This is a genomic window from uncultured Gimesia sp. (genome assembly GCF_937919775.1).
Taxonomy (GTDB): domain Bacteria; phylum Planctomycetota; class Planctomycetia; order Planctomycetales; family Planctomycetaceae; genus Gimesia.
This window is the reverse complement of record NZ_CALFPF010000516.1, coordinates 1-26,137: the sequence shown is the minus strand read 5'-3', so window position 1 is coordinate 26,137 and position 26,137 is coordinate 1. Positions and strand designations below refer to the sequence as shown.

17 protein-coding genes are annotated in these 26,137 nt (G+C 49.9%); 8 read left to right on the top strand and 9 right to left on the bottom strand.

The genetic code is table 11. From position 1 onward, the window contains the following. The 7 genes from Q0294_RS14880 to Q0294_RS14850 all read left to right on the top strand — a co-directional run. Positions 1 to 1,019: zinc-ribbon domain-containing protein (locus Q0294_RS14880; RefSeq protein ID WP_299467014.1), on the top strand; the 1,019-nt coding region annotated here is incomplete at its 5' end. Positions 1,020 to 1,162: 143 nt separating this feature from the next. Beyond that, the gene (ruvB, locus tag Q0294_RS14875) at positions 1,163 to 2,230 is read left to right on the top strand and encodes a Holliday junction branch migration DNA helicase RuvB (protein WP_299467012.1); all 1,068 of its coding nucleotides are present in this window, start codon (positions 1,163 to 1,165) and stop codon (positions 2,228 to 2,230) included. Between the two features lie 37 nt (positions 2,231 to 2,267). Then, complete coding sequence (mnmG, locus tag Q0294_RS14870) at positions 2,268 to 4,100, top strand: tRNA uridine-5-carboxymethylaminomethyl(34) synthesis enzyme MnmG (protein ID WP_299467010.1); 1,833 nt, start codon at positions 2,268 to 2,270, stop codon at positions 4,098 to 4,100. Between the two features lie 553 nt (positions 4,101 to 4,653). Next, positions 4,654 to 5,238, top strand: coding sequence for a response regulator (locus tag Q0294_RS14865; RefSeq protein WP_366917980.1), 585 nt, complete (start codon positions 4,654 to 4,656; stop codon positions 5,236 to 5,238). 85 nt (positions 5,239 to 5,323) lie between these two features. Next, entirely contained in the window at positions 5,324 to 6,574 is a 1,251-nt protein-coding gene (locus tag Q0294_RS14860; RefSeq protein ID WP_299467006.1) for a HAMP domain-containing sensor histidine kinase, read from the top strand. 185 nt (positions 6,575 to 6,759) lie between these two features. After that, positions 6,760 to 8,928, top strand: a complete 2,169-nt coding sequence (locus Q0294_RS14855) for a Na+/H+ antiporter NhaC family protein (RefSeq protein WP_299467004.1) — start codon at positions 6,760 to 6,762, stop codon at positions 8,926 to 8,928. A gap of 92 nt (positions 8,929 to 9,020) precedes the next feature. Further along, positions 9,021 to 10,046: a dihydrodipicolinate synthase family protein gene (locus Q0294_RS14850; RefSeq protein ID WP_299467002.1), complete on the top strand. Its 1,026-nt coding sequence runs from the start codon at positions 9,021 to 9,023 to the stop codon at positions 10,044 to 10,046. A gap of 23 nt (positions 10,047 to 10,069) precedes the next feature. Here the strand turns inward: Q0294_RS14850 and alaS are convergent, their stop codons facing one another. The 8 genes from alaS to Q0294_RS14810 all read right to left on the bottom strand — a co-directional run bounded on the left by alaS (position 10,070) and on the right by Q0294_RS14810 (position 23,275). Next, the gene (gene alaS / locus Q0294_RS14845; RefSeq protein ID WP_299467000.1) at positions 10,070 to 12,697 is read right to left on the bottom strand and encodes an alanine--tRNA ligase; all 2,628 of its coding nucleotides are present in this window, start codon (positions 12,695 to 12,697) and stop codon (positions 10,070 to 10,072) included. 12 nt (positions 12,698 to 12,709) lie between these two features. After that, complete coding sequence (locus tag Q0294_RS14840; protein WP_299466997.1) at positions 12,710 to 14,314, bottom strand: trypsin-like peptidase domain-containing protein; 1,605 nt, start codon at positions 14,312 to 14,314, stop codon at positions 12,710 to 12,712. Positions 14,315 to 14,507: 193 nt separating this feature from the next. Continuing rightward, positions 14,508 to 15,590 (bottom strand): recombinase RecA, encoded by a 1,083-nt coding sequence (gene recA / locus Q0294_RS14835; RefSeq protein WP_299466995.1) that lies wholly within the window; start codon positions 15,588 to 15,590, stop codon positions 14,508 to 14,510. A gap of 287 nt (positions 15,591 to 15,877) precedes the next feature. After that, the gene (gene cyaB, locus Q0294_RS14830) at positions 15,878 to 16,444 is read right to left on the bottom strand and encodes a class IV adenylate cyclase (RefSeq protein ID WP_299466992.1); all 567 of its coding nucleotides are present in this window, start codon (positions 16,442 to 16,444) and stop codon (positions 15,878 to 15,880) included. Positions 16,445 to 16,496: 52 nt separating this feature from the next. Then, positions 16,497 to 18,173, bottom strand: coding sequence for a multiheme c-type cytochrome (locus Q0294_RS14825; protein WP_299466989.1), 1,677 nt, complete (start codon positions 18,171 to 18,173; stop codon positions 16,497 to 16,499). 195 nt (positions 18,174 to 18,368) lie between these two features. After that, positions 18,369 to 19,622 (bottom strand): DUF1573 domain-containing protein, encoded by a 1,254-nt coding sequence (locus Q0294_RS14820; RefSeq protein ID WP_299466986.1) that lies wholly within the window; start codon positions 19,620 to 19,622, stop codon positions 18,369 to 18,371. Between the two features lie 120 nt (positions 19,623 to 19,742). Then, on the bottom strand, positions 19,743 to 22,157 hold the full coding sequence (locus tag Q0294_RS14815) for an O-antigen ligase family protein (protein WP_299466983.1): 2,415 nt from the start codon (positions 22,155 to 22,157) through the stop codon (positions 19,743 to 19,745). Continuing rightward, the gene (locus tag Q0294_RS14810) at positions 22,154 to 23,275 is read right to left on the bottom strand and encodes an MraY family glycosyltransferase (RefSeq protein ID WP_299466980.1); all 1,122 of its coding nucleotides are present in this window, start codon (positions 23,273 to 23,275) and stop codon (positions 22,154 to 22,156) included. The genes Q0294_RS14815 and Q0294_RS14810 overlap by 4 nt, the downstream gene beginning before the upstream one ends. A gap of 198 nt (positions 23,276 to 23,473) precedes the next feature. On the opposite strand from Q0294_RS14810, the gene Q0294_RS14805 reads away from it, so the two are divergent. Further along, the gene (locus Q0294_RS14805) at positions 23,474 to 24,319 is read left to right on the top strand and encodes a hypothetical protein (protein ID WP_299466977.1); all 846 of its coding nucleotides are present in this window, start codon (positions 23,474 to 23,476) and stop codon (positions 24,317 to 24,319) included. 30 nt (positions 24,320 to 24,349) lie between these two features. On the opposite strand, the gene Q0294_RS14800 is transcribed toward Q0294_RS14805, so the two are convergent. After that, complete coding sequence (locus Q0294_RS14800; protein WP_299466974.1) at positions 24,350 to 25,975, bottom strand: sulfatase; 1,626 nt, start codon at positions 25,973 to 25,975, stop codon at positions 24,350 to 24,352. Between the last annotated feature and the right edge of the window lie 162 nt (positions 25,976 to 26,137).

Here is a 26,137-nt window from a genome sequence, read left to right as displayed (position 1 = left end):
TTGAATTCAGTTGTTCGCATTGTAATAAAGTCCTTAAGACTTCAGATGACAAAGCCGGTCGCAGAGCCAAGTGCCCCCAGTGCGGCGAATCGATTACCGTGCCACTTTCGGATGTTGCCAGTCATGACGGATTCGATGGCTTTGATGAGTTCGACGAAGACGCCCCCGTTCGTGAGGAACAGAGTTTTCTTGCCGATACTCCCGTCAGGGAAGAAGACAGTTTTCTGGCAGCAGGAAATATCGATTGTCCGATGTGTGGTGCGTCGATTCAGGCGAATGCCAAAATATGTCAGTATTGTGGCGAAACGCTTCAGGTTTCGGGCAGGAGTCTTCATCGGTGGGAACCCCGTATCATTAATGTAGGGGATGGCTTTTCCCGTTCCTGGGGGCTGTATAAGGAAAATCTGGGGATGTGTATTGCCGCCCCGATTCTGGGGAATATCCTGGCTTACGTTGCATCAATCGCCATCTATTTATTCTTTATTGTGATGTTTTTCGTGGTCGCAGCTGTGGCAGGCCAGAATAATCAAGCCGTGATCATTCCCGCTGTGATTCTGTTCTATCTGGCGGCCATCGCAGGGGTCATCATCGTCAGTATGTTTTTTCAATTAGGTATGCAGACGGTCCTGTTGCAGATAGCGCAAGGGCGAAATCCGGGAATGGGTGAGTTATTTAGTGGTGGACCTCTCTTATGGAGAATGGTAGCCTGCTCATTATTACTTGGGATTGCGGTGATGGTGGGAACGCTGTTACTGGTGATTCCCGGCATCATTCTGTTGTTGATGTTTTGGCCTTATTCCTATGTTCTGATCGACCGGAAATTACCGGGAATCGATTCCTTTTCCGAAGCGAGGAACATCACGCGGGGCAACCTGCTGACTCTGACGGCGATATTTCTACTGATATTTGTGATCTACTTCGTGGGAACGATTATCACATTGGGCATCGGTGCCATTTTTGTATTGCCGTTTTGCATGCTAGTGATGTCCGTCGCCTATGCTGAAATGACCAGTCAGTAAGCCTGCTTTAAACAAAGCTTGATGATCTTTGAGTACTCCCCTGTCTGGGTTTTACGGCGGGGGAGTGCTTTTGCTATGATACCAGCCATTAAGCAGGGGTTGAGTGGATTCCAGGTACTGTACAAAAGAATGTGGGCGTGAGCATGGTTCGTGAACCTGTCATTAAAGGGGGCGATGAACCGGAAGAGGATTTTTCCGGTGGAGGAGGCTGGGATTCCAGCTTTCTGGCCGACGATGCAGAGTACGATGATGCGCTGCGCCCTCAGCGGCTCAGTGAAGTCGTCGGGCAGCGACAGGTCGTGGAGCGTCTGCAGGTCATTCTGGATGCGACCCGTAAACGGAATGAACCGTTAGGGCATCTCCTGTTGGATGGTCCCCCGGGATTAGGCAAAACCACGCTGGCGTCCGTATTGCCGAAAGAGTTGGGGACCGAATTGCAGATTACCTCTGGTCCCTCTTTAAGTGCGCCCAAGGATCTGCTGCCGTACCTGACAAACGCCAGTCATGGTTCGTTTCTGTTTATTGACGAAATTCATCGTCTGCCGGCGACTGTTGAAGAATTTATCTATCCGGCGATGGAAGATTTTCGCGTTGATATCACGTTGGGTGAAGGAATCAATGCGCGAACGGTGAATATGAAATTACAGAAATTCACACTGATTGGAGCGACAACCCGTAGCGGAATGTTAACGGCTCCCTTACGTGATCGATTCGTCCGCCGAGAACATCTGGATTTTTATGAAGATCATGAACTGGTGGAAATCGTTCGCAGAAATTCGAAAAAGCTGCGAACCGAAATTTCCGATGTCGCTGCATTTGAAATCGCCAGACGCAGTCGAGGCACTCCCCGTAAAGCCAATAACCTGTTACGCTGGGCGCGTGATTTTGCCACCAGTAAAGCAGATGGTAAAATTACAAACGATGTCGTGACCCGGGCATTTGAAATGCTCGAGATCGATCTTCTTGGTTTGGAACGTCAGGACCGGCGGTACCTGGAAACATTGGTCAAAACGTTTTCCGGGGGACCTGCAGGAGTTCAGGCACTCGGTCACAGCTTGAATATTCCTGCGGACACACTGGAAGACGAAGTCGAGCCGTTTTTGTTGCGCTGCGGGTTTATCCAGCGTTCGCCGCGCGGCCGCATCGTCACGCTGGCAGCATTAGAACATCTGAAATTGACGTTACCCGATGCGGGCAGACTCTTCAGATAGGTCAGATCAGATTCACTTTATTGCATAAAGAAGAACCATGAGTCAGTCGGTTTACTATGATTATGATGTTGTTGTCGTTGGAGCCGGGCATGCCGGCTGCGAAGCAGCACTGGCGTCGGCACGTCTGGGAGCGAAAACAGCTCTGTTAACAATGAACTGCGATACCGTCGGTCAGATGAGTTGTAACCCTGCGATTGGCGGGGTTGCGAAGGGACAGATTGTCCGGGAAATCGACGCCCTGGGCGGGGAAATGGGGCGGGTGATTGATGAAACCGGGATTCAGTTCCGGATGCTCAACCTCTCCAAAGGGCCTGCCATGCATAGTCCGCGAGCGCAAGCGGATAAAAAAGCCTATCAATTCTGTATGAAATGGAAGATCGAGCAGCAGGACAATCTGGCGCTCAGGCAGGAAATCGTCAAGAGTCTGTTGGTAGAAGCAGGGCGGATCACCGGAGTACTGGTTCACGGCGATGCGACCTATCGCGCGCGGGCCGTGATTCTGACAACCGGCACATTTCTCCAGGCGATTATGCATACCGGTGAAGCCAAGACCAAAGGTGGCCGCGCCGGTGAAGGGACAACGGGAACGCTCTCAGACAGTCTGGCTCAGTTGGGGTTCGAACTCCAGCGGTTTAAAACAGGAACCCCCGCACGGCTCAACGGTCGCACGATCAATTTTTCGGTTCTGAATGAGCAGCCTGGAGACGACAAGCCTCAGCCCTTTTCCTATATGACAGAGAAAATCACGCAGTCGCAGATGTCCTGTTATCTGACAGAAACCAACGCTGACGTCCATCGTCTGATCAATGAAAATCTGCATCGTGCGCCGATGTATTCCGGTCAGATTAATTCGACGGGGCCGCGTTATTGTCCTTCGATCGAAGATAAAGTCGTACGATTTTCAGAGCGCGACTCGCATCAGGTTTTTCTGGAACCGGAAGGTCGATACACCAACGAGTATTACTGTAATGGTATCTCCACCAGTCTGCCCCGTGATGTTCAGGATCAGATGATCCATTCCATTCGGGGGTTGGAAAATTCGGAAATCATGCGATATGGCTATGCCGTCGAATATGATTTCGCCACACCCACACAATTAAAGCCGACTCTGGAGACCAAACTTGTCGAAGGTCTGTATTTTGCGGGACAGCTGAATGGGACAACCGGTTATGAAGAAGCCGCCGGTCAGGGATTGCTGGCCGGGTTGAATGCGGCATTGAAAATCGCCGGCAAACAAGATCTGATCCTTGATCGTAACGAGGCGTATCTCGGAGTGCTCATCGATGATCTGGTGACGAAAGGCGTGGATGAGCCTTACCGGATGTTTACATCGCGGGCGGAATTTCGTTTGTTGCTCAGACAGGATAACGCGGATCGTCGTATGACGCCCATTGGTCGCCGCGTGGGTTCTGTGGATCATCAGCGCTGGCAACAGTACCAGGAACACGAAGCAGAAATTGCAAAAATCATGCAGTTCATTCAGAGCAACCGTTATCAGGGCAACACGCTGGAAGAATGGCTCCGCCGACAGGATATCAGCTGGCCGGAAATCTGTGAATTTGCTCCGGAGTTGAAAAGCTTAACGTTTTCGGATCGCGCGATTGAGCAGACATTGATTGAAGTGCAGTACGCGGGTTATATCCGTCGACAGACCGCTGAGATTGAGAAGCAGAAAAATGTGGAAACACTGCACATACCTGACCACATTGATTATCGTCTGGTTCCCAACTTGCGTAATGAAGCCAAGGAAAAATTGACACGAGTCAAACCACTGAATGTGGGACAGGCAGGCAGAATCAGCGGGCTGACCCCGGCCGATTTGACGGTATTAGTGCTTTATCTGAATAGCGCCGGCCGCATGGCCACGTAAATTCTGATTTTCTCACGAATGCGGCCTTTCTGATACGCGATAATAACTGCCTTTCTTACCTATTCGCCATTTGGCTTTCGGGGGTTTTTTGTGACTCTAGGGGAGCTCGGGGCTGAGTCGGCTCTTTGCAAGTGTATGCCTGATAACTGTTTATTCAATTATTTGGGCAACTGGGCGAATGCGTGTTGACCATATCGTCAGAATAGATACAATCGGAGTTATTGATAATACTGGTAAAGTCAAGCGGTATTGAAAGTTTTGGCGTTTGTATCTATGTGGGATACTTGAAGCGTCTGGAAAATCAGTGGCGTTTGGCAAGTAAGCGGGCCACATAACTGCTCCTTGGAGGATGCGGTTTTTTTATCACTTTACTTGGTTTCAGGTAAATAGATAAGAGGCTGATTATGGAGATGTCAGTTTCATGCAGGGGTGTTGATGAATCAGTCATCGGTGTCACTGCGCAGGGGCTCGGTTATTGCATGTTGTAATAGCCTTACAGCGCTTGGTCTTTCCCGCTCGAGTGGGGCGGGTCTTCAAAGGATGGATGAGCAATATGAAAACGGTCTTTACCACAGGCGAAGCCGCAAAGATTTGCAAAGTGAGTCAACAAACGATTATTCGCTGTTTTGATTCCGGGCAGTTAAAGGGATTTCGGGTCCCCGGCTCCCGCTTTCGCAGAATACCGCGTGACGTCCTGTTTAAGTTTATGAAAGACAATGGAATTCCCACTGACGCCTTGGAAAGCGGGAAACGCAAAGCCTTGATCGTTGATGACGATGAAGAGTTGGTAGAGCTGATCCGTGATGTTCTGGAAGCCGATTCCCGGTTTGAAATCCGTGTTGCCAACAACGGTTTCGACGCGGGAATGATGGTGAAAGAATATCATCCTGATATTATTATTCTGGATGTCATGCTGCCTGACATCAATGGCAAGGAAGTCTGTCAGCGCGTCCGCAGTGATTCGTCGATGGACGATGTGAAAATCGTCTGTATCAGCGGGATGGTTGAAGCAGACAAGATTGAAGATTTAAAAGCTGCCGGTGCGAATGACTTCATGCAGAAGCCATTTGAAGTCGAGCAATTAGCAGACCGTGTCTGTACGCTGCTCAATCTGGAATCCGTTCACGCTGCGGGGTAATTCCGGGATCAAACAGTCATCAGTTTCATGACGGTCGGAGGCCTGCAGTTCCGATCGTCGTGGGTGCTGTTTCATGGAGTGTCAGATGTCGAGCGAAACCGGTTCCGCAAACAGGGAATTACCGGATGCTTATTACAGACGTCTGTTTGCTCTGATTCCTGCGCGTTCACTCAGCTCAATCATCAGCGAACTGTCTGCAGTCTGGTGCGAAGCAACCGGTGCGGAAGCAGTGTATCTCGCGGTTTTTGATCGTGGTACTCGAAGGTTGACTGCAGGCATCTTTCAGTCTGCTCAAAATGAGACGGAATGTTTCATTAAGGAGTCGATTCAAGTATTGAATGATCGTCCGGTCAAAGAACAGCTTCAGTCTGTTTTTGAACAGGGAATGTCATTCCAGCAGATTTCCTGCGCGCCGTTCGACTACTTTTCATTTCCTTGCGACCAGTTCGATCTCGCAGGAGTTTATCTTTTTTCTTCCACAAGACTGCCGGCAGAACTTCCTCTGATCGCGCAGTTGATTCATTTGAGCCACTGTCTGCTAGCGCAGGTGATGGAGCAGAAATCTCAAATTCATCCCGGTTCTGTCGCCGGAGGTTCTTTCGATTCTGAATTGAGTCAGACTTCGGGGAAAGAGCGCCGCGTGTTTCCCAGCTCTGACAAGCTGGAAGCGATGGCGGAATTTGCAGCTGGTGCGGGACATGAAATTAATAATCCCGTCGCTACGATTGTGGGGCGCGTGCAGATGCTGCTCAAAGGCGAAACGGATCCACAGCGCAGGCAGTCTCTGACCACAATCGGAGGACAGGCTTACCGCGTGCGGGATATGATCGGTGATGCCATGTTATTTGCCAGACCGCCTGTTCCGCAGCCGACATCACTTAATCTGCAGTCTACAACACAGGAGGTCCTGGTCAGCCTTAAAGATGCCATTTCCAACTCGGGTATTCAGATTTCAGTGGAGATTTCAGATGCGCATGCCATCTGGGCTGATGAAGTTCAATGCAAAGTGGTTCTGAGTAATCTGATCCTGAATGGTCTGAATGTTCTTGAGGCAGGCGGTCAGCTCCGGATTGTCTCAGAAGAAAAGACAACAGGCTCGAACCGTGTCCTGCATATTCGCGTAATTGATGACGGTCCCGGATTAACGGAACAGGAACGCACGCATTTGTTCGACCCTTTCTATTCGGCGAGACAGGCAGGCCGGGGATTAGGCTTCGGTTTATCGAAGTGCTGGCGGATTATTTCTCTGCATGGTGGAACGATTGAAGCGGAAATTAATACTGACCGCGGAGTCACATTTCATCTGTTCTGGCCGAGAGAAAACCCTGCAGAATGAGCGGCGAATTGAGCCTGGCGGGCCTGTCAGACAGTGAAAACAAGCGACTTTCTGTAAATCAGCGCTTGCGGATCAGACGGGGATCGGTTTCAATATAGGCAGTAGGACGTTTGGGAAGTATGATTTTGCGCGAGTTCAATCTGCTTTGCACCCTTCACTTCATCGATTAAGCAGCCTGAGGGACGATGGCGGCGATTCATTCCTATTTGATTATTTTGACCAGCATCTTCGCGCAGTCCGAGAAGATTTCGGATGTGCCTCTGCTCAAAGAACCGGCAAGATACGCTATTGAAGCGCCTGAAATTGCCGTCAGAGGAATCCCCGTCAGCAAAGTAACCATCCGTGCTCTCACGGTGAATGGTACTCTGGATACTGATTTTTCCGGGCATCCCCACCAAATATTAGGTCTGGAATTATGGATTGATGGCGTTGATACGGCATTGCCCTCCTTCCAGAAGGGCATACTGGAATTGAAGACGGATTTGGCACAGAACCAGAAAGTCTTTATTACTCAGGATATGATTGTTGTTGATCCGAATATTCGAGGTGCAGCTTCGGCAGAAGTTTATCGAATTTCAAAATGGTTAAGTCTGTTACCCCCCGTTATCGCCGTTGTGCTGGCGATCTGGTTTCGGAATATCATCCTGGCGCTGCTGGTAAGTGTCTGGTGTGGCGCTGTGATCTTATCACATGGCAACCTGTTTTTGGGGTTTGTGCATACTCTGGATACCTTTGTGATCCATGAAATTGTCGAACCAGGCAGTCCTGATAATTCCCATATGATGATTATTTTATTTACGATGTTCCTCGGCGCGATGGTGGGGGTCATGTCTGTGGGAGGGGGGACAGCGGCTTTAGTGGCCAGGCTGGCACAATATGCGACAAAACGTGAGCATAGTCAGCTGATGACCTGGTTTATGGGGCTGGTCATTTTTTTTGATGACTATGCCAATTCCCTGCTGGTGGGAAGTTCGATGCGGCCTTTTACTGACCGTATGAAAGTATCTCGCGAGAAGCTTGCTTTTTTAGTCGATTCTACCGCAGCCCCCGTTTCCGGAATCGCCATTATTTCAACCTGGGTGGGAGTGGAAATCGGTTATATCGCGGACTCGTATGCCAGTCTGGGAATGGCCGAAGATTACTACACCACATTTTTATATAGCCTGCCCTATCGTTTTTATCCGTTACATTTGTTGGCGTTTGTCTGGCTGGTTGCCTATCTGGGACACGATTTTGGACCGATGTTGAAGGCTGAAGTTCGGGCCATTGCCTTTAACCAGGTCGTTCGACCAGGGCGTGTTAAAGTTGTCGAGGCAGAATCGGTAGCAGAAAAAGGGGAACTGGCACATCGTCAGTTATTGCGAAATGCGCTGATTCCTTTGTCCATTCTCCTGGGGCTGGCAATGATCGGGCTGTGGTGGACGGGGTCTGATGCCGTCGAGCAAATCAATGCTGCGCGATTTCGGCAGGGGCAAGTTGAACTGGAAAAGAATTTTCGCACGATTCTGGAGCATGCTTCCCCCAATCGGGTATTACTGATTTCTTCGTTCCTGGCTTCGATTGCAGCCATCGCCAGTTGCAGTTTTTCAAAAGCGCTTTCACTCAATGAATGTGTTGAAGCCTGGTCGGTCGGGGCGAAAAGCATGTTTCTGGCGATTCTGATTCTGGTGCTGGCCTGGTCGGTTGCCACAGTTTGTGACGAAAGTCATCTGAATACCGCAGGCGTTCTAGTCGAAATGCTCTCGGGAAGTCTTTCTCCAAACTGGATGCCAACGATCACCTTTCTCCTGGCCGCAGCGGTCAGTTTTGCCACCGGTAGCTCCTGGTCGACGATGGGACTCTTAATGCCTTTGTCGATTTCCGTCACGTACAGCCTGTTGGTTCCCTTGAATGAAGCCGGGCCTAATCATCATCTGATGCTGGGCACAATCGGTGGTGTGCTGGCGGGAGCGATCTTTGGTGATCACTGCTCACCCATTTCAGATACGACGGTACTTTCGTCTGCAGCTTCCGGTTCTGATCATCTCGATCACGTGATCACGCAAATGCCGTATGCGCTCACTGTTGCCGCCGTCTCAGTCGTATTTGGCTATATTCCGGTCGGGTTCGGCATTCAACCTTATATTCTTTTGCCGGTTGGTCTGGTCGTATTATTCCTGATTTTACAGTTTTACGGACGTTCTGCCGAAGCCGAAGCCGCCAAGGTTCTGGAGGCGGGGATCAGCGCTGAGGAGTTTAATGCTCCCAGGGGGAAAGCATCTGAGCAGGGAAAATCGGCCGATAAAAAAGAGTCGGAAACGGAAGAAACCGAACAATCGGGAGAGTCTAAAGAAGTGTCCGTAGAAGAGGTCTGAAACCGTGTCTTCCCACTGGTTTGTATGCTATAATTTTCCTATATCCTGTAAACTCACAACGACTTTGTTTTTATGTATAGGTGTTCCTCAGCATGCATCCCCAGTCAAAACTCAGTGGAATTTTTACCCCGAATCTGGTTCCCTACAATTCCAAAGGCGAAATCAACGAGTCGGAATTACGTCGCTACATCGATTGGCTCATTGAAAAAGGTGTTCATGGGCTGTATCCGAACGGTTCCACTGGCGAATTCACCCGGTTTACTCCGGAAGAACGTCGTCGTATTGTGGCGATCATTGCTGACCAGACACGAGGGCGTGTGCCAATTCTGGCAGGAGCGGCAGAAGCGAATGTGCGTGAAACGATCAAAGCCTGCGAGTATTACCACGAACTGGGAATCCGGGCCGTGGCGATTGTGGCTCCTTTTTATTACAAACTGAGTCCAGCTTCTGTTTATGCTTATTTTAAGGAAATTGGCGATAACACACCCATCGATGTGACGTTGTATAACATTCCGATGTTTGCCAGCCCGATTGATGTGCCTACGATTCAGCGTCTTTCCGAAGAATGTGAGAAGATCGTCGCCATCAAGGATTCATCGGGCGATATTCCGCATATGATTCGCATGATTCAGGCAGTTCGTCCTAACCGTCCGGAATTTTCCTTTCTGACTGGTTGGGATGCGGCCTTGATGCCTTTATTGCTGATTGGGGCAGACGGCGGAACCAATGCGAGTTCGGGAGTCGTCCCAGAACTGACACGTAAGCTCTATGACCTGACGATGTCCGCACAGCTGGATGAAGCACGCCGCGTTCAATACGATCTGTTGACGTTGTTTGATACGATGATCTATTCTGCCGAATTTCCGGAAGGATTCCGTGCCGCAGTTGAGCTGCGCGGTTTTCAGATGGGGCAAGGGCGCCAGCCAATTACTTCGGAACAGAAAACCGACATCTCCACATTGAGCCGCACACTGCAATGCATGCTTTCCGAGCATGGTTTTACTAACGAACCGATTGGTGGCTGTGCTACCGGGATCACTGAAGAGCTCGGCAGCAACGACGTTTCACAGATCGTTCAACGTGTTGTTGCAGAACTCAATCGTCGCAATCTAATTTAATTATAGTCAGCTTCAAGCAACGGTCAGCCTTCCAGTTGACTGCGGTAGTAATCTGCGCCGGTGGAAAGTGCGTCGTCCAGTTTTTCTGGAAGTTTGCCGCCGGCTTCTGCCATATCGGGTCTTCCACCGCCGCCACCGCCGACAACTGGTGCGGCGGCTTTGACGCAATCGCCGGCCTTCAGTCCCTGTTTGATCAGATCCTGATTGACTGCCGCCATCAAAGCGACTTTATCATCAATCACGGTACCAAGAATCAAAGCGACCTGCTTCCCCTTTTTGCGCAGGTGATCTGCAAGTTCCCGTAATTGATCCCGAGAAGCATCTTGCGCATGATAGGCAACGATTTTTACGCCGTTGACTGTCGGTGCCCGTTCCAGTAACTCATCTGCCGTGCCTGCCAGCGATTTGCTGGAGTACTTCAGAAGTTGCTTTTTCGTCTCCCGTAATTCTTCCTGCAACTGGTGGATTCGTTGAGGCAGTTCGTCCAGACGCGGTGCCTTGAGTTGTGCGGCGATTTCCTGCAGAAGTTTTTCGGTCTCTCTGGTCTTTTCGAGGGCTTTGGAGCCGGTCAGTGCATGAATGCGACGTACCCCTTTGGCAACGGGTTCTTCGTTCACAATTTTGCATAACCCTACTTGCCCTGTATTCGACAGATGAGTTCCCCCACAGAGTTCGGTACTGAAATCTCCCATCTGGACAACACGCACATTGTCTGGATATTTTTCTCCAAACAAAGCCATTGCTCCCAGTTCTCGGGCTTTCTGAAGTTTCATCAGTTCCGTACTGACGCTGGCTCCCTCCGAAATCCGTTGATTGATAATATCTTCAATCTGGCTGATTTCTTCCGGCGTGAGTGCTTTGCTATGCGAAAAGTCAAAGCGGAGCGTATCTTCTTCCACTTTCGAACCACGCTGCATGGCGTTTTCGCCCAATACGGTTCGCAGTGCATGGTGCAACAGGTGAGTCGCCGAGTGGGCACGTTGAATTCCGGAACGTCGGGGCTCCACGATCTTTGCTTTCAGGGCTTGCCCCTGTTCCAGCTTGCCTTGCACCAGATGGCCGATGTGAAGAATCAATCCCCCGTTTTTCTGGGTATTGATGACTTCAAATTTCACTCCGTCTGCTTCGAGGAAACCGATATCACCGACCTGACCACCGGCTTCTGCATAGAAGGGGGTTTGATCCAGAACGACGACAACCGGGTGAGCGTGGCCTTTTTCGATCATCGACTCCACGAGTCTGTCTTCGGCGATGATGCCAATTAATTTTCCTTCGGCTTGCGTGGTTTCATAACCTTTGAAAACGGTATCGCTGGTCGTTTTGTGCAAAGCAGTCAACGGACCTTCTGACATTACGGAGTCCAGAAAAGCTCCGCTTCCACTTCCTTCTTTGTGCCGTTTCATCAGAGTATTAAATTCGACCCGGTCAACGGCAATATTATTTTTGGCGGCGAGTGCTTCTGTCAGTTCGATCAGGAAGCCATCGGTCTGGTGCAGGTCAAACGCGTCTTCGCCCGAGATTTCCGAGAGACCTTGTTTTTCCGCGTTTTTCAGGAATCCTTCAAACCGGGTGAGTCCTTTTTCAATGACGCCCAGAAACTGCTCTTCTTCATCTTTGATTGTCCTCTGGACATTCGCGACAGTTTTTGCGATATCCGGATAGGGAGTTTTCATGATCTCCACGACGGCGGGGACAAGCTGGTACAGGAAGGGTTCATGCTTGCCGAGCAGGTAGCCTTCCAGGAGCGCGCGTCTGAGTAATTGACGCACAACATAACTCTCTTTTTCACTGCCCGGATTGACGCCTTCATGGATACTGAAAGTGATGGCCCGGACGTGGTCTGAAATGCGACGGATCGGACGACCGGTTGGCTTTTCAAATTCATACCCGATTCCTACCGTATCAGCGGCTGCAAGACAGAGCTGTTTGAGCGTGTCAATCTCAAAATTGCTGCGAACACCCTGCAGGACTGAAGCGGTCCGTTCCAGGCCCATACCGGTGTCGATGTTCTTTTTGGGCAGCGGCTTGAGATTGTTGGGGGGATCACCGACGCGATTAAACTGGGTGAAGACCAGGTTCCAGATTTCGACGTTATCTTTCCCGCCATTGGGATGATAGAAGATTTCACTGCAGGGTCCACAAACGCCATCGGGGCCTAAGGAAGGCGCACCAGCAGGCCAGAAATTTTCGTGTTCATCTTCACGGCTGATGCGGTTAGACGGAAGTTTGATTTCGTCGTGCCAGATGTTGTAGGCTTCATCATCTTCTTTGTAGACTGTCACGGAGAGCAGATTCGGGTCGAGCCCCAGCCATTTTTTATCAGTCAGGTATTCCCAGGCCCAGTGAATCGCTTCGCGTTTAAAATAATCGCCGAAAGAGAAGTTACCCAGCATTTCAAAAAAGGTGTGGTGATAGGCGGTCACACCCACATTTTGAATATCGCCGGTGCGCAGACACATCTGGCAGGTCGTTGCCCGTGTGAATTCGAGTTTCCCCACTCCCAGAAACTGATCCTTGAATTGATTCATTCCCGCGGGCGTGAATAACACGGTGCGGTCATCGCGTGGGACCAGAACATCGGATGGTCGCCGGACGCACCCTTTTTCTTCAAAGAAGGAAAGATAATTCTCGCGAAGTTCGTCTGTTTTCATTGCTTTTTAAAATTACTTGCTAGGGAGGGGAAGGATTAGCTTTCGGCCATCCAAAAGTTGTAATATGACTTGTGAGTTATTTGTTTTTTGTGCTTCCTGATAAAACGATTCAGGTGTCTGAACCGCTTGATCATTAATATGGCTGATAAACGTTCCTTCCGTGAGGCCCGCCAGTTGTGCGGGACTATCGGGAACAACATGAGTTACGACGACAGCAGGTGGATAACTGAACGGGCTAAATGTGTATTTCTTACGAGCAGTGGGGTAATCGACTCTCAGTCCGCGCCAGAGGGGATGTCGAAATTGAGTTTGAACAATCCCTTCATCATCAACCACCGGCCATTTTCCTAGTTTCACTGTCAGAGTCAACTCACGCGGTTTTTTTCCTCTCAAGATTTGAAGCTTTACTTCACTTCCCGCACCTGCTTTACCCACTTCCCGCATTAAGTCCAGCTCATTGGTCAATTTTTGACCATTGATTGAGAGAATCAAGTCTTGGGGCAACATACCGGCCAATTGGGCGGGGGAGTGCTGTTTCACGCTATCGGCTTCCACATAATAGGGTTCCTGTAATGTGAAATTTCCCGCGAAATTATGCCTTGCCTGGTTCCGATCGATGGTATGCGGCCCGATGCCCAGAAAACCATATTCTGCTTCCAGACCCTCAGAGAGGCTGTTGATGATGCGCCGGGTTGCACTGTCGATGGGAATCGCATAGCCGGACGATTTTTCATAGCCATCCAGGGCTGCCAGCGCGGTGGTAACTCCGATCAGATTCCCATCGAGATCCAGTAACGCACCACCACTGGTTCCCAGCTCCAGGCGTGTGTCGACCTGCATTAGTGTGCCAAAATGGTGCAGCGTTTCTTCTTTATCAAGTTCCTGATTTAAAAAGTGTTTCGGAACAGGCACCGGAAACCGATGGAAGTTACTCACAATCCCCCAACTGGCGCTGGGGGAACCATCGCGGGCGATTGCGTAGGGGTTTCCCAGTGCAATGACAAATTGTCCTTTTCGAATGGTTTCGGTTTTTCCATATTCGATGGGAATCAGTGAGCGGGCATATTCACCAGGAAGTTCACGCTCAGGACTGAGGACGGCCAGATCACTGCGCGGGTCAGCGGCGAGAATTTCTGCATAAAACCCCTGTCGATTAGATGTGTGAATATAGATCCGATTTTCAGAAATCGCTTTTAGTCCCGCAACCGGCCCCCCCTCTGTGAGATGGTAGTTTGTCAGGATCAAGACTCGATTCTGTTTTGTCGGATCTGGGATGAAAACCCCCGATCCGAATTCGTTGGGAATGAAATTCAAATCCTGTGGGTCTTGGGATATATTTAATCCCTGGTTCGGGTCCAGGCCGAAAGGGGCGGGGATCCGGGTGGGGAACTGTTGTTTTCTTGTTTTGATTTTGGATATCGCAACCACCGACTTTTCAGCCTTATCAATGGCCTGAATCAGTTGTTTTTCGACGGCAAAAGCGACGGCGCGTGCATCCAGACCTTGCGCATAGAGAGCGGGATTCTGTTCTGGCGGAAACAAAAACAGTCCGGCGAATAAGGTCGTAATTAAGCAGGCACGACTTCGAGCAGATTTTGTTGGTTGTGCATCAAACATTCATTGCCTTAGATTCAATCAAAAAGAGATGTAATGTGATGAGCCAGAAAAATCATTCCAATTTGGTTTGACGTTGATTAATCGCTATTTTACCGTGTTTCCAGGGAGAACCCAATGCAAAACGACCTTGAATACCACTGTCGGCATCAAGGTCGTTTACATCGTTGACTCATTTGACAGCGAGTTTACCGAATCAGGCTTCAACAGTTTCCGGTTCCGGTTCCAAAGAGGGAACCAGGCCTTGTGCCTCAAGAACTTTCTGCTTGATTTCCTGACAGAGATCGGGATTTTCTTCCAGAACTACTTTGGAACGGTCTCGACCCTGTCCGAGGCGTGTTTCCCCGTAACTGAACCAGCTACCGCTCTTTTTGACGATTCTGTTTTCCACGGCCAGGTCCAGAAGATCCAGTTCGAAGTTGATTCCGCCTGTCGTGAGCATGTCAAATTCGGCTACCCGGAAAGGGGGAGCGATCTTATTTTTGACAATCTTGGCTTTCATACGGATGCCGGTAACGTTATCGCCATCTTTCAGAGTGGCAACACGGCGGACATCCACACGAACGGAACTGTAAAATTTCAGAGCGCGGCCGCCGGGTGTTGTTTCGGGGCTACCGAACATGACACCGATTTTTTCACGAATCTGGTTAATGAAAATCACAGTCGTTTTGGATTTGGAAATGGCTCCGGTTAATTTCCGCATAGCCTGGCTCATCATACGGGCCTGCAGACCGACGTGTGTATCGCCAATTTCGCCATCCAGTTCTGCTTTGGGGACCAGCGCTGCAACCGAGTCGACAACGATGACGTCAACAGAGTTTGATTTGATCAGCATTTCTGCAATTTGCAGCCCTTCTTCCCCATAGGAAGGTTGGCTGACCAGCATTTCGGAAATGTTGACCCCCAGCTTTTTGGCCCAGATCGGATCCAGAGCATGTTCTGCATCGATAAAGGCGGCGATGCCCCCTTCTTTCTGGGCATTCGCAATCACGTGTAATGCGAGAGTCGTTTTTCCACTCGATTCCGGGCCGTACAGTTCAATCACCCGTCCGCGGGGAAAACCTGTGCCACCAAGGGCCAGGTCGAGTGAGAGCGCGCCGCTGGAAATGGAGGGAACGACTTGTGCGTTCTCTCCTTCCAGTTTCATGATGGCGCCTTTGCCAAACGCCTGCTCAATTTGTCCGAGCGCGTTATCAAGCATTTCCCCAGAACCGGCGGAGCCGTTGTTATGAGTGGGGGCGGGAGTTGCGGCTCGTTTTGATCGTGACTTTGCAGCCATTGAGGTCTTCCTTCAATAATATGACATTTGCCCCGCAATTGAGTTCGATTTCGTCAGGCGAAGCAAGTGCCTAATTTGTCGAGAATTGCGGGGACGTTTATTATTGAACGCCGTCTCGACCCATGGATTTAAAAGGAAATGTCTATTGTGGACGAAGATATACTAGCCGATTTTTTTCCTGTCACAATAGTAAACGTGAGAGATTCTCACTGGGATCAATTATTTCAGAATTCTATCTGTGTGAAAAGGAATAAATCACGGGAAAGATCCGAAAATCTGTAAGAGTTTCAGTTCGTGTCGGACTGATTTTCATTTTGAATCAGCATGCCCAGATACGATATTCGGATGGGATCAGACAGCGCCAAAGCTTCTGCCAGCTGAATGATGGCGGATTCTGCTTCCTGAAGTTCCGACTCTTCTGCCAGCAATTCGATTTCTGCAAAAATTCCCAGTCCTTCCACTTCATCGACGGTAATTTCAAATGCGTGTTGGTCATGCAGATAGGTGAAGGGGATACGCAACTTTTTGACAGATCTCAGAGGTCGAAACCCCAGCAGTTCAAGCATTTCCGATAATTGTGCAAACGCGGGCTGGCCTGATTCAAACGCCAGTTCAATTTCCTTGCGCACCTTGCTGACGGTCGCCCGTTTCGGACCTTTATAAGTGATTCGGTTGTCTGATCCATTACAGCGGATGCGCAGGGCTTCGTCCGTCTCAGCAAAATTACGAACGGGGTGCATGAAGTAGAAATCCTGTTGATCCAGGCTGGTTCCCCGCGTGGCGCCGAGCTGCTCCAGTTGTTCAAACAAAGCATCTTTGTCGGCGATGGCAAATTTTTGTTCCACTTCCAGCATTTGAAAACCACATGTATCGAGGGGCAAATTATCCGCAGGCTTGGGAAGACAACTAATCGCGCCAGGGGTGTTTGATCTTTTCCCAGTACGAGTCAAATTCGAATTTGGGGCTGTTGTCGAGATCGTGGCACTGGTAGCAGGTGTTCTTTTTCGCTTCCGCAAGTGTCACCCGCATGACTTTTTTGGCTTCTTCGAGTTTTTCCATATCGACGAGTTCGATGTGTCCGCTACCCGGGCCATGGCAGTTTTCGCATTGTTGTCCTAACAGAAGCGGTGATTCCTGTTTATTGACAAAACCACTTTTATACCGGATCACTTCCTGAGGATTCCACCCGGTCACATGGCAGGACAGGCATTCGGGATCATAGATGCGGGAAATGACGTTCTGGCCTTTCTGATCTTCACGACCGGTAATCAGACTTTCGTAGGCATGGGCATGCGCGGTTGTTAACCATTTTTCGTACGCTTTCGTATGGCACTCGCCACACTTTTCTGCACCCACGAATGTCGCACCGCGCGGATGATCAATGGGCAGTTCTTTCGCCGCCAGATCTTCCTGTTTCAGACGGTCCTGATAGAACTGCATCTGCTCGGCCATGCGCGGCGTATCCTGAAAGCGTTGCTTATCCAGCTCGATCACCGTGAAGCGGAACCGTTTCGAAGGATCAGCCTTTGTCGCACTCTGCGGATAATAGCCAACAACGCCAGCACTTTTTCCCTTGTGGCCGACATCGACCATCATCGTTTTGCCGAGAAATTCCGGTTCTCCGATCGGATCTTCGACGCCACCTGCGGTCAACAGAATATCAAACACAGGGAATTTTTCTGCAAGCGATTTCGATTCTTCCTTGCTGGATTGCGAAAGCAGGATCATCAGGTCTGGCTTGGCGGCTTCCATTTTTTGGATAATATCAGGCAGTACTTTCGCTGGTTCCTGCCAGGTGATATCCGGAAGTTTTTCCATGCGGCTTTTGCCGATGATGGAAGTCACGGCGATTTTGACGCCGCCGACTTCGATGATTTTGAAATGGCTTTTTCCCAGATCCGGAGTTTCCAGAATCAGGATATTGGCCGCCAGAAACGTGGGCGTCGTATTGGGTGCGGTCGGTTCGGGGTTATGCAACTGCAGAAAAATATCAGCACCGAAGCGGAGTTCTTCAGGTCCCAGTCCGACTCCTGCGTATTTCATATCCTTCAGGGAAGCCAGAATGGTTTCGTATTTAATCTGGCTCTGGCGGCGATTGCGTTTGACCAGTCCTCCCAGATCAAAGGCCGTCACAGGCCACTTTCGATCTTCGATTTGTTTGAAGAGATTGGCCAGCAGTGAGACGCCCCCGGTTTGATTCTGGGTACAGCCACACGGCTCAAGATAACCATGACGTTCGCCGGTCAACACGATTGCCAGCTTGGGAGCAGGCCAGTCTTTGAATAAAGGTTTGGGGGTGCTGTGTGCGATCGATTTAGGAGTACCAGGGGTTGGTTTTGGGTGTGTTGTCCCGGTAGCAGGAGTTTTTTCAGAATTCGAGAGGGCCGGCTTATCTTGTGTGGAATCCGAAAGTTGTTTTTCAACGGGTGAATCCGACTGCGGCTTTGTCTGGTTTTCAGATACTGCAGAATCGGAATTTGTGGGGGACGGTTGAATCGACTTGTTTTCGCAGCCCGCCAGCAGCAGAACTGCAGTGAGTAAGGCAAGCAGACAATGATGGTCTGAGATTCGTTTACATAACATTCAATGCGACCTTCCATGGAGATGATTGAGGAAAGTAAGCAGGGTAGGGGGTTCCTCGCCGCTTATCTTATCTCATATCATGGTGTTGCGTCAAAGTGGATCTGACCCTGGCCCTGAAAAGATCACATTTATTTTAGAGAAACAATGAAAAGTGCTGTAGGGGTATCGGGAATTCCAGGGAAACAGATTGGTCCTTTATAGTGAAACAAACTGGACTCGGAACTCAATGTTTTTTGCATTCGGGTGGTTGGTTTCCAATTTCACCTTAGCCAGATTGCCTCGGCCAAAGGAAACCGAAGGGAGTCCCGCCGGGACGGCAAATTTCAGTTCGTAACGCTGCTTTGTCTTGGACTGAAAACTGTCATCTTTTTTCAATTCAAATTTGAGATAATCAGGTGCAATCTCCTGATTCAAAATTTTCAGAGGCTGTTCAGTGCCTTCCACAAACATGGATAGAGTCACTTCTTTTCCCTCTTTGGCAGAAAATTCCCCAAGATTCAAAACCATCGATTCGGGATTCCAGTAAACTCCAAATGTCGGGACGATCCGGATCGGTCCGGTATGATTTCCTGAGACCTGGATGACAAAATTTCTGTTACCGGGCTGATGCTCATGTTTGTGATCCTCACCCTCTGGATGTTTATGGTCTGCTTCGGAATGGGAAGCTTCCGTGTCATTGGGAATATCAGTTTTGACGGTCAGGCGTTCGGTAAATCCCCCCAGAGGAAATTTGCTGGGATCCGCGGTGATTACAATCGAGTATCCGCTCTTGGCGTTGTCTTCCTTTAATTCTTCAGGTGTGAGTGGCTTGAACGAGGAGGTCAGACCCGGTTTACTCGATTCAATTTCTAATAATTTGAATTCATCCAGATACTTGGTGTGAATTCTTCCCGTGAATGAAACCGGGTCACTGTTCGACATGACGGGCAGAGACCAATGCGGACTGCCCGATGAATCGCCGGTAAAGGCAATCAGGTTGTTGGCGGTGCCCTCGATCTGCAGCTTGAGTTCCTGGTTTTCGGGATCGTTAGTGAAGATCGTCGCCGTTTGTCCGAAATGCTCCTGGGGGCTTTTGGGAGTCCAGGTGAGTTCGATCTCAATCGATTCACCGGGAGCGACCGAATTCTCTTTCATTTCGCTCAGCGTGCATTTGCAGGTCGTGTTCCCTTTTTTTACTTCGAGGGGGGCTTCTCCCTCATTTTTTAAGACAAACTTGTAAGACAGTGACTGCCCGACCGCCATCTCACCGAAGTTATAGCGTGGTTTTTCAACGACAGCTTTGGGATAAGGGCCCGATGTTGCCACCTTGGGGCGGTCATCTGCGGGATCGTTGACAGGTTTCTCAGGTTTTACAGGATCGAGATCGCCATTGCCCCGTCCTAACCAGACGGTACCCACAAGAGCGACAACAAGAACAACCATTGTTGTGAGAATGGTTCGCAGATTCATAATTACACCAGCAAAGAAAATTTTAATTGATAAATGTTGAGAACATAAAATCAGTCATTCCGACTCAGGAGCAACCTCTGGAGAGCCCTCCTGCTATTATGAGCCGAAGGGCACCTGAGTTCAATTCTGATTCCTTTGACTTACGTTAATTATTTGATTCATTCGACTTAAAGTCTCCTCAGTCAGATATTTGTCCACATGCCGGGCACGACGATTGGCTTCATCCAGTTCCAGCGCCCGTTGGGCTTGTTCCTGGCTATCACTGGTCTGACCTGCATCAGACAAGACTTCCGCAAAAACCGCACGATACCGGGCGTTGTTCGGGTAACCGCTGACGGCCTGCTGCAGATTTTTGATTGAACCAGCCAGATCCTCCTGCTTTTTTGAAACTTGATACTGTTGGTGAAAATGTTGGCCTAACTCAAAATAGTTCAGCGGATTCACAGGATCCCGTTGAATGGCTGCCTGCTTCAGTTTGACTCCTGCTTCAAACACATCACGGTCATGAGTTCCCTGATTAAATTGCAGCGCGGCCAAAGCCTGCCAGGGAGCTGGAGAGAGTGAATCTGCCTGGCTGGCCTGACGAAAATACCCTTGCGCAACGCGAGCGGACTGACCGCGCAACAGCGACTGCTCACCTTCCATTACGAGCTTTTTTCGCTCGATTGTTGGCGCAAATGAAGACATCACAAAGAAAACTGTCAACAAGAGGCAAACAATCAAAGTCGCGGTTTTCAAATGTATAGTTTTCAGAGGCAGTGATGGGGCAGAATCGCTTACGAGGACGGAACTTTCGTCGGTGTCGGACTGTTGAGTGATTACGGGAAACGCCAAAGACAGGAGCAGCAGCCAGGTTTGTGTGACCGCCGGCATGGCAATTCCCCCCGCTCCCAACAGATGAATGCAGAGTGCGACAAAAGCCGCCGCGAGAGCCAAAGGCATAAGCGAGGAGGTCGAATTTATCTGGTCTGAACCATCGACGGCTTGCCAGCCTGTGTAAAGCACGAAATAAATCACCAGCCAGCCCAGGCAGAGAAGCCAGAGCAAAGATTCATCAATCGACTGCAGGAATAATTGAATGCCCCATAACAAAGGGAAAGAGAGTGCGAAGCCCAGTAATAATGCGATCTGATCTGGGGAAAAGGAATACCGGGCAGACGATGCCTGCATTTTTAAATCAGTGTGAACAGTCTGCGGTTTGATGACCCAGTGAAAGCAGGCCAGAGAGACTATGATCAACAGTCCCGCGAATGCGATGATACCGGCGTTGGCCCAGACGTCGAGAAACAGATTATGCGGATCGGCAATTTCTTCGCTGGAGCCGGGCAATTTATACTTCAGATAATGGTTGCGGAAATTCCCGGGGCCCGTGCCCCACAGCGGGTTTTCTTTGATCACGTCCCAGGTGGCAGTCCAGTATTCGAGTCGATATTGGAGCGATTTAGGGGCTTCTGTCAAAACCGCCCGGTCAAAACCGTCGCTGAATGTGGCCAGCAGGAAAACCCCCAGCAGCAGGATCATACCAGTGAAACCCCATTTGAGAGCCCGTTTTTTCCAGAGTTGTCTCTGTTCCGGCATGTTTTGTCGATTTTGAATCAGTTTCAAGAGAGCCAGGCTGACGAAGCCGGCCATAACGCCGATCCAGGCAGTGCGACTTTTAGTGAGAATCAGGCAATAGCCAATGAGCAGCGGGGGTAATACTAAGAGCCAGGCTTTGCATCGATTCCATTTTGAAGCCACGTGTTCCGTTTTGTAAAACAGAATCTGAATGGCTTGCGCCACTGCAATCAGGAAACCGACTGCAAGCAGACCTGCAAAAGTATTCGCCAGCGCAAACAGACCCAGGGGTTCTGTGCTGTTGAGCAGACGTTGTTCAAATAATTGACGACCACTGCCTGTTAATGCGTCTGCCGGAACTCCCATTGAAAGCAGTTTTTGCTGGGCGTCGGAACGGACTGAAGGTGAGACAGCCGCATCGAATTGCTGCCGCTCTGACACATACTCTTTTGACAGTTGCTTGTACATCCAATGGTGTTGCCAGATACCATAGAGGGATAACAATACAATGGTGGCTAAGAATCCCTGCAATAGTGTACTGCGAAGATGTGGTGTCGCGACCAGTCGCCGCGTGAGTGAGAAGGTGAAACCCAAAGCCACCCATTCCCACATCATGGTCAAAGCAGCCCGTTGTTGGCCTTGCGAGAAGTAGATCATGACGAATGTGGAAATGACTTGTCCCGAGACCAGCAGCCAGACGCCGATGTCAAAGCGGTCAATGCGAACCGTTCTAGAGCGATCCGCCAGTTGAGAACAGCAAAACAGTACCGCCACGATGAACCAGCCCAGCGCGATGTGCAGTGTATCTCCCTGGGGCGCCGATTCTGCGGGCAGTAAATATCGGGCTGTGATTAAACTGCCGACAAGGAACAGTTGAATCCCGTTTAACAACCCGGGAAGTGAATGGAGAGTTGGTACAGACGGAGTGGATTGGGTATGAGGCGTCTGTGATCGGTTTTGTTTTCGGCGTTTACTCATTCCCGATTTTTCCGACCTACGTTCTCCAGAATGGTGACGATGGATAGCACGCACAAAATCATCAGAATGACGAGCAGCGCTGCACTCCAGGACGAGACTTCGTATAAAATCAATCCCCCCACTCCGGTTGTCAGAGTAGCCAGATGGATGGTGAGGACTGTGTCTCGTTTACTCAGACCAAGTTCTACCAGCCGATGCGAGAAATGGCTTTTATCAGCATGAAACGGGCTGCGACCTTCTTTCAGGCGAATGATCATGACCGTACAGAAATCATACAGGGGAATCGCAAGAATACAAAGGGGGGCCAGGATGACATGCCGGCTGGCGACCGATGCCCCTTCCGGTAAATCTCCCGGATAAAATGTTCCCAGAATGGTCATGGTAGAGAGGATCAGACCGATAAAATAGCTCCCCGAATCTCCCATGAAAATTTTCGCAGGAGGCCAGTTATGGCATAAAAAACCGGCAATCGAACCCGCGAGTACGAGCAAAACGCCGGCGACAAGCCACCGTGGTTCGCCCGTGAATCGCAACATGATCAAAGCAAACAAAACCGCTGCGATCAGCCCGATTCCCGATGTCAGCCCATCCATGTTGTCCAGAAAGTTCAACGAGTTGACCAGCACGATAATCCAGACCACCGTCAATAAAATGCCGATCCACGGCTGCTGGATAAAGAGTGTTCCCCGCACACCTGCCAGAACCAGTCCAAAGGCCACCAGTAATTGAATGACCAGGCGCGGTTTCCAGGAAATATTGAGTTTATCGTCCAGGAGTCCCATGACGGCTAAGACCGTACCTCCCGCCAGTACGGCCCATAATTGTCCTGAACGATAAAGAACCCCTTCTAAATGGGGAACCAGTTCCTGGGGAATCCAGGTGGGCGTCGCGCCAGATTTTACGATGACCAGGACAGTCAACTGTGCAACGGCAATGGGGAGTATCACTCCCAGCCAGATTCCGACTCCGCCTCCCAGAGGTGTGGGATTGATGTGTACCTTCCTTTGCGCGGGCTGGTCGATCAGCCCCCATTTGGGTGCCAGTTTGCGCATCGCTCCTGTTGCCAGGAAAGAAATCAGAAACGAAGGGACAAGGCAAGCAATTACAAAGAATAACATTACAGATGGCATTCAGGATAAGAAAAGAGAGAGTCTCGCGATATATGCTCTAGTTTGGCTGAAGAACGGATTTAGTGGTAGAGAAAAATGCATTTCTCGTCAGTCTTCGATTGATATATCTGTTGCATGACTTAAAGTTGATTCTATCTGTATAACCTGTGAAACCGCTATGTCTTATGGAGACAGCAAACTGCTGCAATGAACAAATTATTCGAGGAAGAGTTTCGTTTTAATCAAGCAAGTCGTCCTAACTGGGAGTCGGGAGCCAGGCATCGTGAAACGCTCAGGGGTTATCTGACTGCTCTGGCTGGAAACCGACAGGGGCGATTGTGTGTGCTGGGGGCGGGCAACTGTAATGATCTGGATGTGAAGCAACTGCTGCAGGTGTATAGTGAGATTCATCTGGTTGACGTGGATCAGAGTGCTTTAGACTATGCGGTTGAAGTGCAGGCCGTTTCTGATGATCCGCGTGTCTTTCGGTATGTGCGGGATATTACAGGAGCAGGTCAGGAACTGGCTGGCTTCGAGGCGGCGAGTATTTCACCGGAGACCGATTTGAGTGAGATCATTCAGCAGTTCTCACAACCTGCTGAGTTGGATCTGCCCGGTCCGTTTGATGAGGTTTGTTCGACGTGCGTATTGAGTCAGTTGATTCTGCAGGCCGTGAGTGCAGTCGGAGACACTCATCCGCAGTTTGAGCAACTGCTGGTTGCCATTCGCTCTCAGCATTTTCAAACTGTTGTTGATTTAATCATCGATAGTGGGGCTGGTTTAGTGGTGAGTGACTTTGTTTCTTCCGAGTCCGCAACAGACTTGAAAGAGGTACCGGATTTTCAATTCACTCAATATCTCTCCCAGTTACTTTCATCACGCAATTTCTTTCATGGCGTGCATCCGGGAGTGTTATTTTCCCAGTTGAAAGGGAATACGCCGCTGGCAGGTTTAGTTCGGAATGTAGAAATGCTACCGCCGTGGCGCTGGGATCTCGGATCGCGACAATATGCGGTTGCCGCGATCCAATTTCATCGGTTGCCCCGTTCGTGATTTCGTATCGTGCAGCGGAAGCTGCCGGGTTTAGTTTTTTTCGGCCGGTTTCTTTTTCTGAGCTGCGCCGCTGTTTCGAGGTTTAGAGTAGAGCGAGGGGGGATCTTTCTCGACCGAGCCCGTGTCATCGGGAACCTGATATTGAGTTTGCAGGCGTTTCAGTTCCGCTTTCAGGTCGGTCACTACCTGAGCATATTCCGGATCGGCATAGACGTTTTTCATTTCGCGGGGGTCTTTTTCCAGATCATAGAGTTCCCATTCTCCAAGATTATAGAAGTCAATCAGCTTAAAGCGTTTCGTGCGGACTCCATTATGCCGACGGACCATGTGGGCGGCACGACGGTCGTTATAAAATTCATAGTAATGATAGTACAGACTTTCGCGCCATTTGTCGGCAGTCCCTTTAAAGAGAGGCACCAGACTCACCCCCTGCATATCAGCGGGTATCGTTGCGCCTGCCAGATCCAGAAAGGTTTCAGCGAAGTCGAGATTAGAGACGAGTTCGTTATTCACGCTGCCGGGTTTGATTACGCCAGGCCAGCGAACCAGAAACGGCATGCGGTAGGATTCTTCGTACATGAACCGTTTATCAAACCAGCCATGATCTCCCAGATAAAATCCCTGATCCGAGGAATACATCACGATGGTGTTTTTTGCGAGGCCTGATGCTTCCAGATAGTCGAGCATCCGACCGACATTATCATCCACAGAGGCAACACATCGAAGATAGTCTTTCATATAACGCTGATATTTCCAGCGTACCAGATCTTTACCGCTGAGATTCGCTTTGCGAAACGCTTCATTTTTGGGTTCATAAGCGTCAGTCCAGACTTTCAACTGTTCGGGCGTGAGATTATTGGGCGGAGTCAATTTCAGATCAGCAGCGGTCATGGTTTTCGCAATCGTCATGTCCTGCTGTCTGGCTGCTGTTCCACGTCCTTCATAATTGTCAAACAGGTTATCGGGTTCCGGAATGGTCACGTCGTCATACATGTGTAAATACTTTGGCCCGGGCTGCCAGTTGCGGTGCGGTGCTTTGTGCTGGAACATCAGCATGAACGGTTTTTCCGGGTCCCGGTCTTTTTTGAGATAATCCAGGGCCAAGTCTGTAATGATGTCAGTGGTATAGCCGACATGTTTGACACGTTCACCGTTACGGATCATAGGTGGATTATAATAAGGACCTTGGCCGACCAGAATTTCCGAATAGTCGAATCCGGTGGGCTGGGTCTCAAGATGCCATTTTCCGACGATGGCGGTCTGGTAGCCGTTCTTTTGAAGGATTTTGGGAAACGTCTGCTGTGAACCGTCAAATTTGTTGCCGTTCTGTTTGAAGCCATTCAGGTGGCTGTGTTTGCCGGTCAGAATCACGGCGCGGCTGGGACCGCAAATGCTGTTCGTGCAGAAGCAGTTGTTAAACAGCATTCCTTCACGGGCGATGCGATCCAGATGAGGCGTCTGATTGACTTTCGATCCGTAACAGCTCATGGCATGCGAAGCATGATCGTCAGTAAAAATGAAGAGAATGTTCGGTTGTTGCTGCTGGGCGGCGTTGGTTTTTGTGAGGCCGCCGCCCAGCAGGACGAATTGGCTGAGGAACAGACTCAGTATGAGCGGAAGAGAAAATCGGCCAGATGGTTTGAAGAGCGACAGCATAGGGTTCATCCTCAGTCTCAAAAAATGTCAGCTGATACTAAGCCGGAAGCAGGGGCATTGAATTTCCCCTCTATCATGCAGGTTTGGGAGAGGAAGTGCAAGTTTTGTGATTACTTTGGAAAATGACTGAACAGAGTCACGTGAAAGATCGGTGATGTAGAA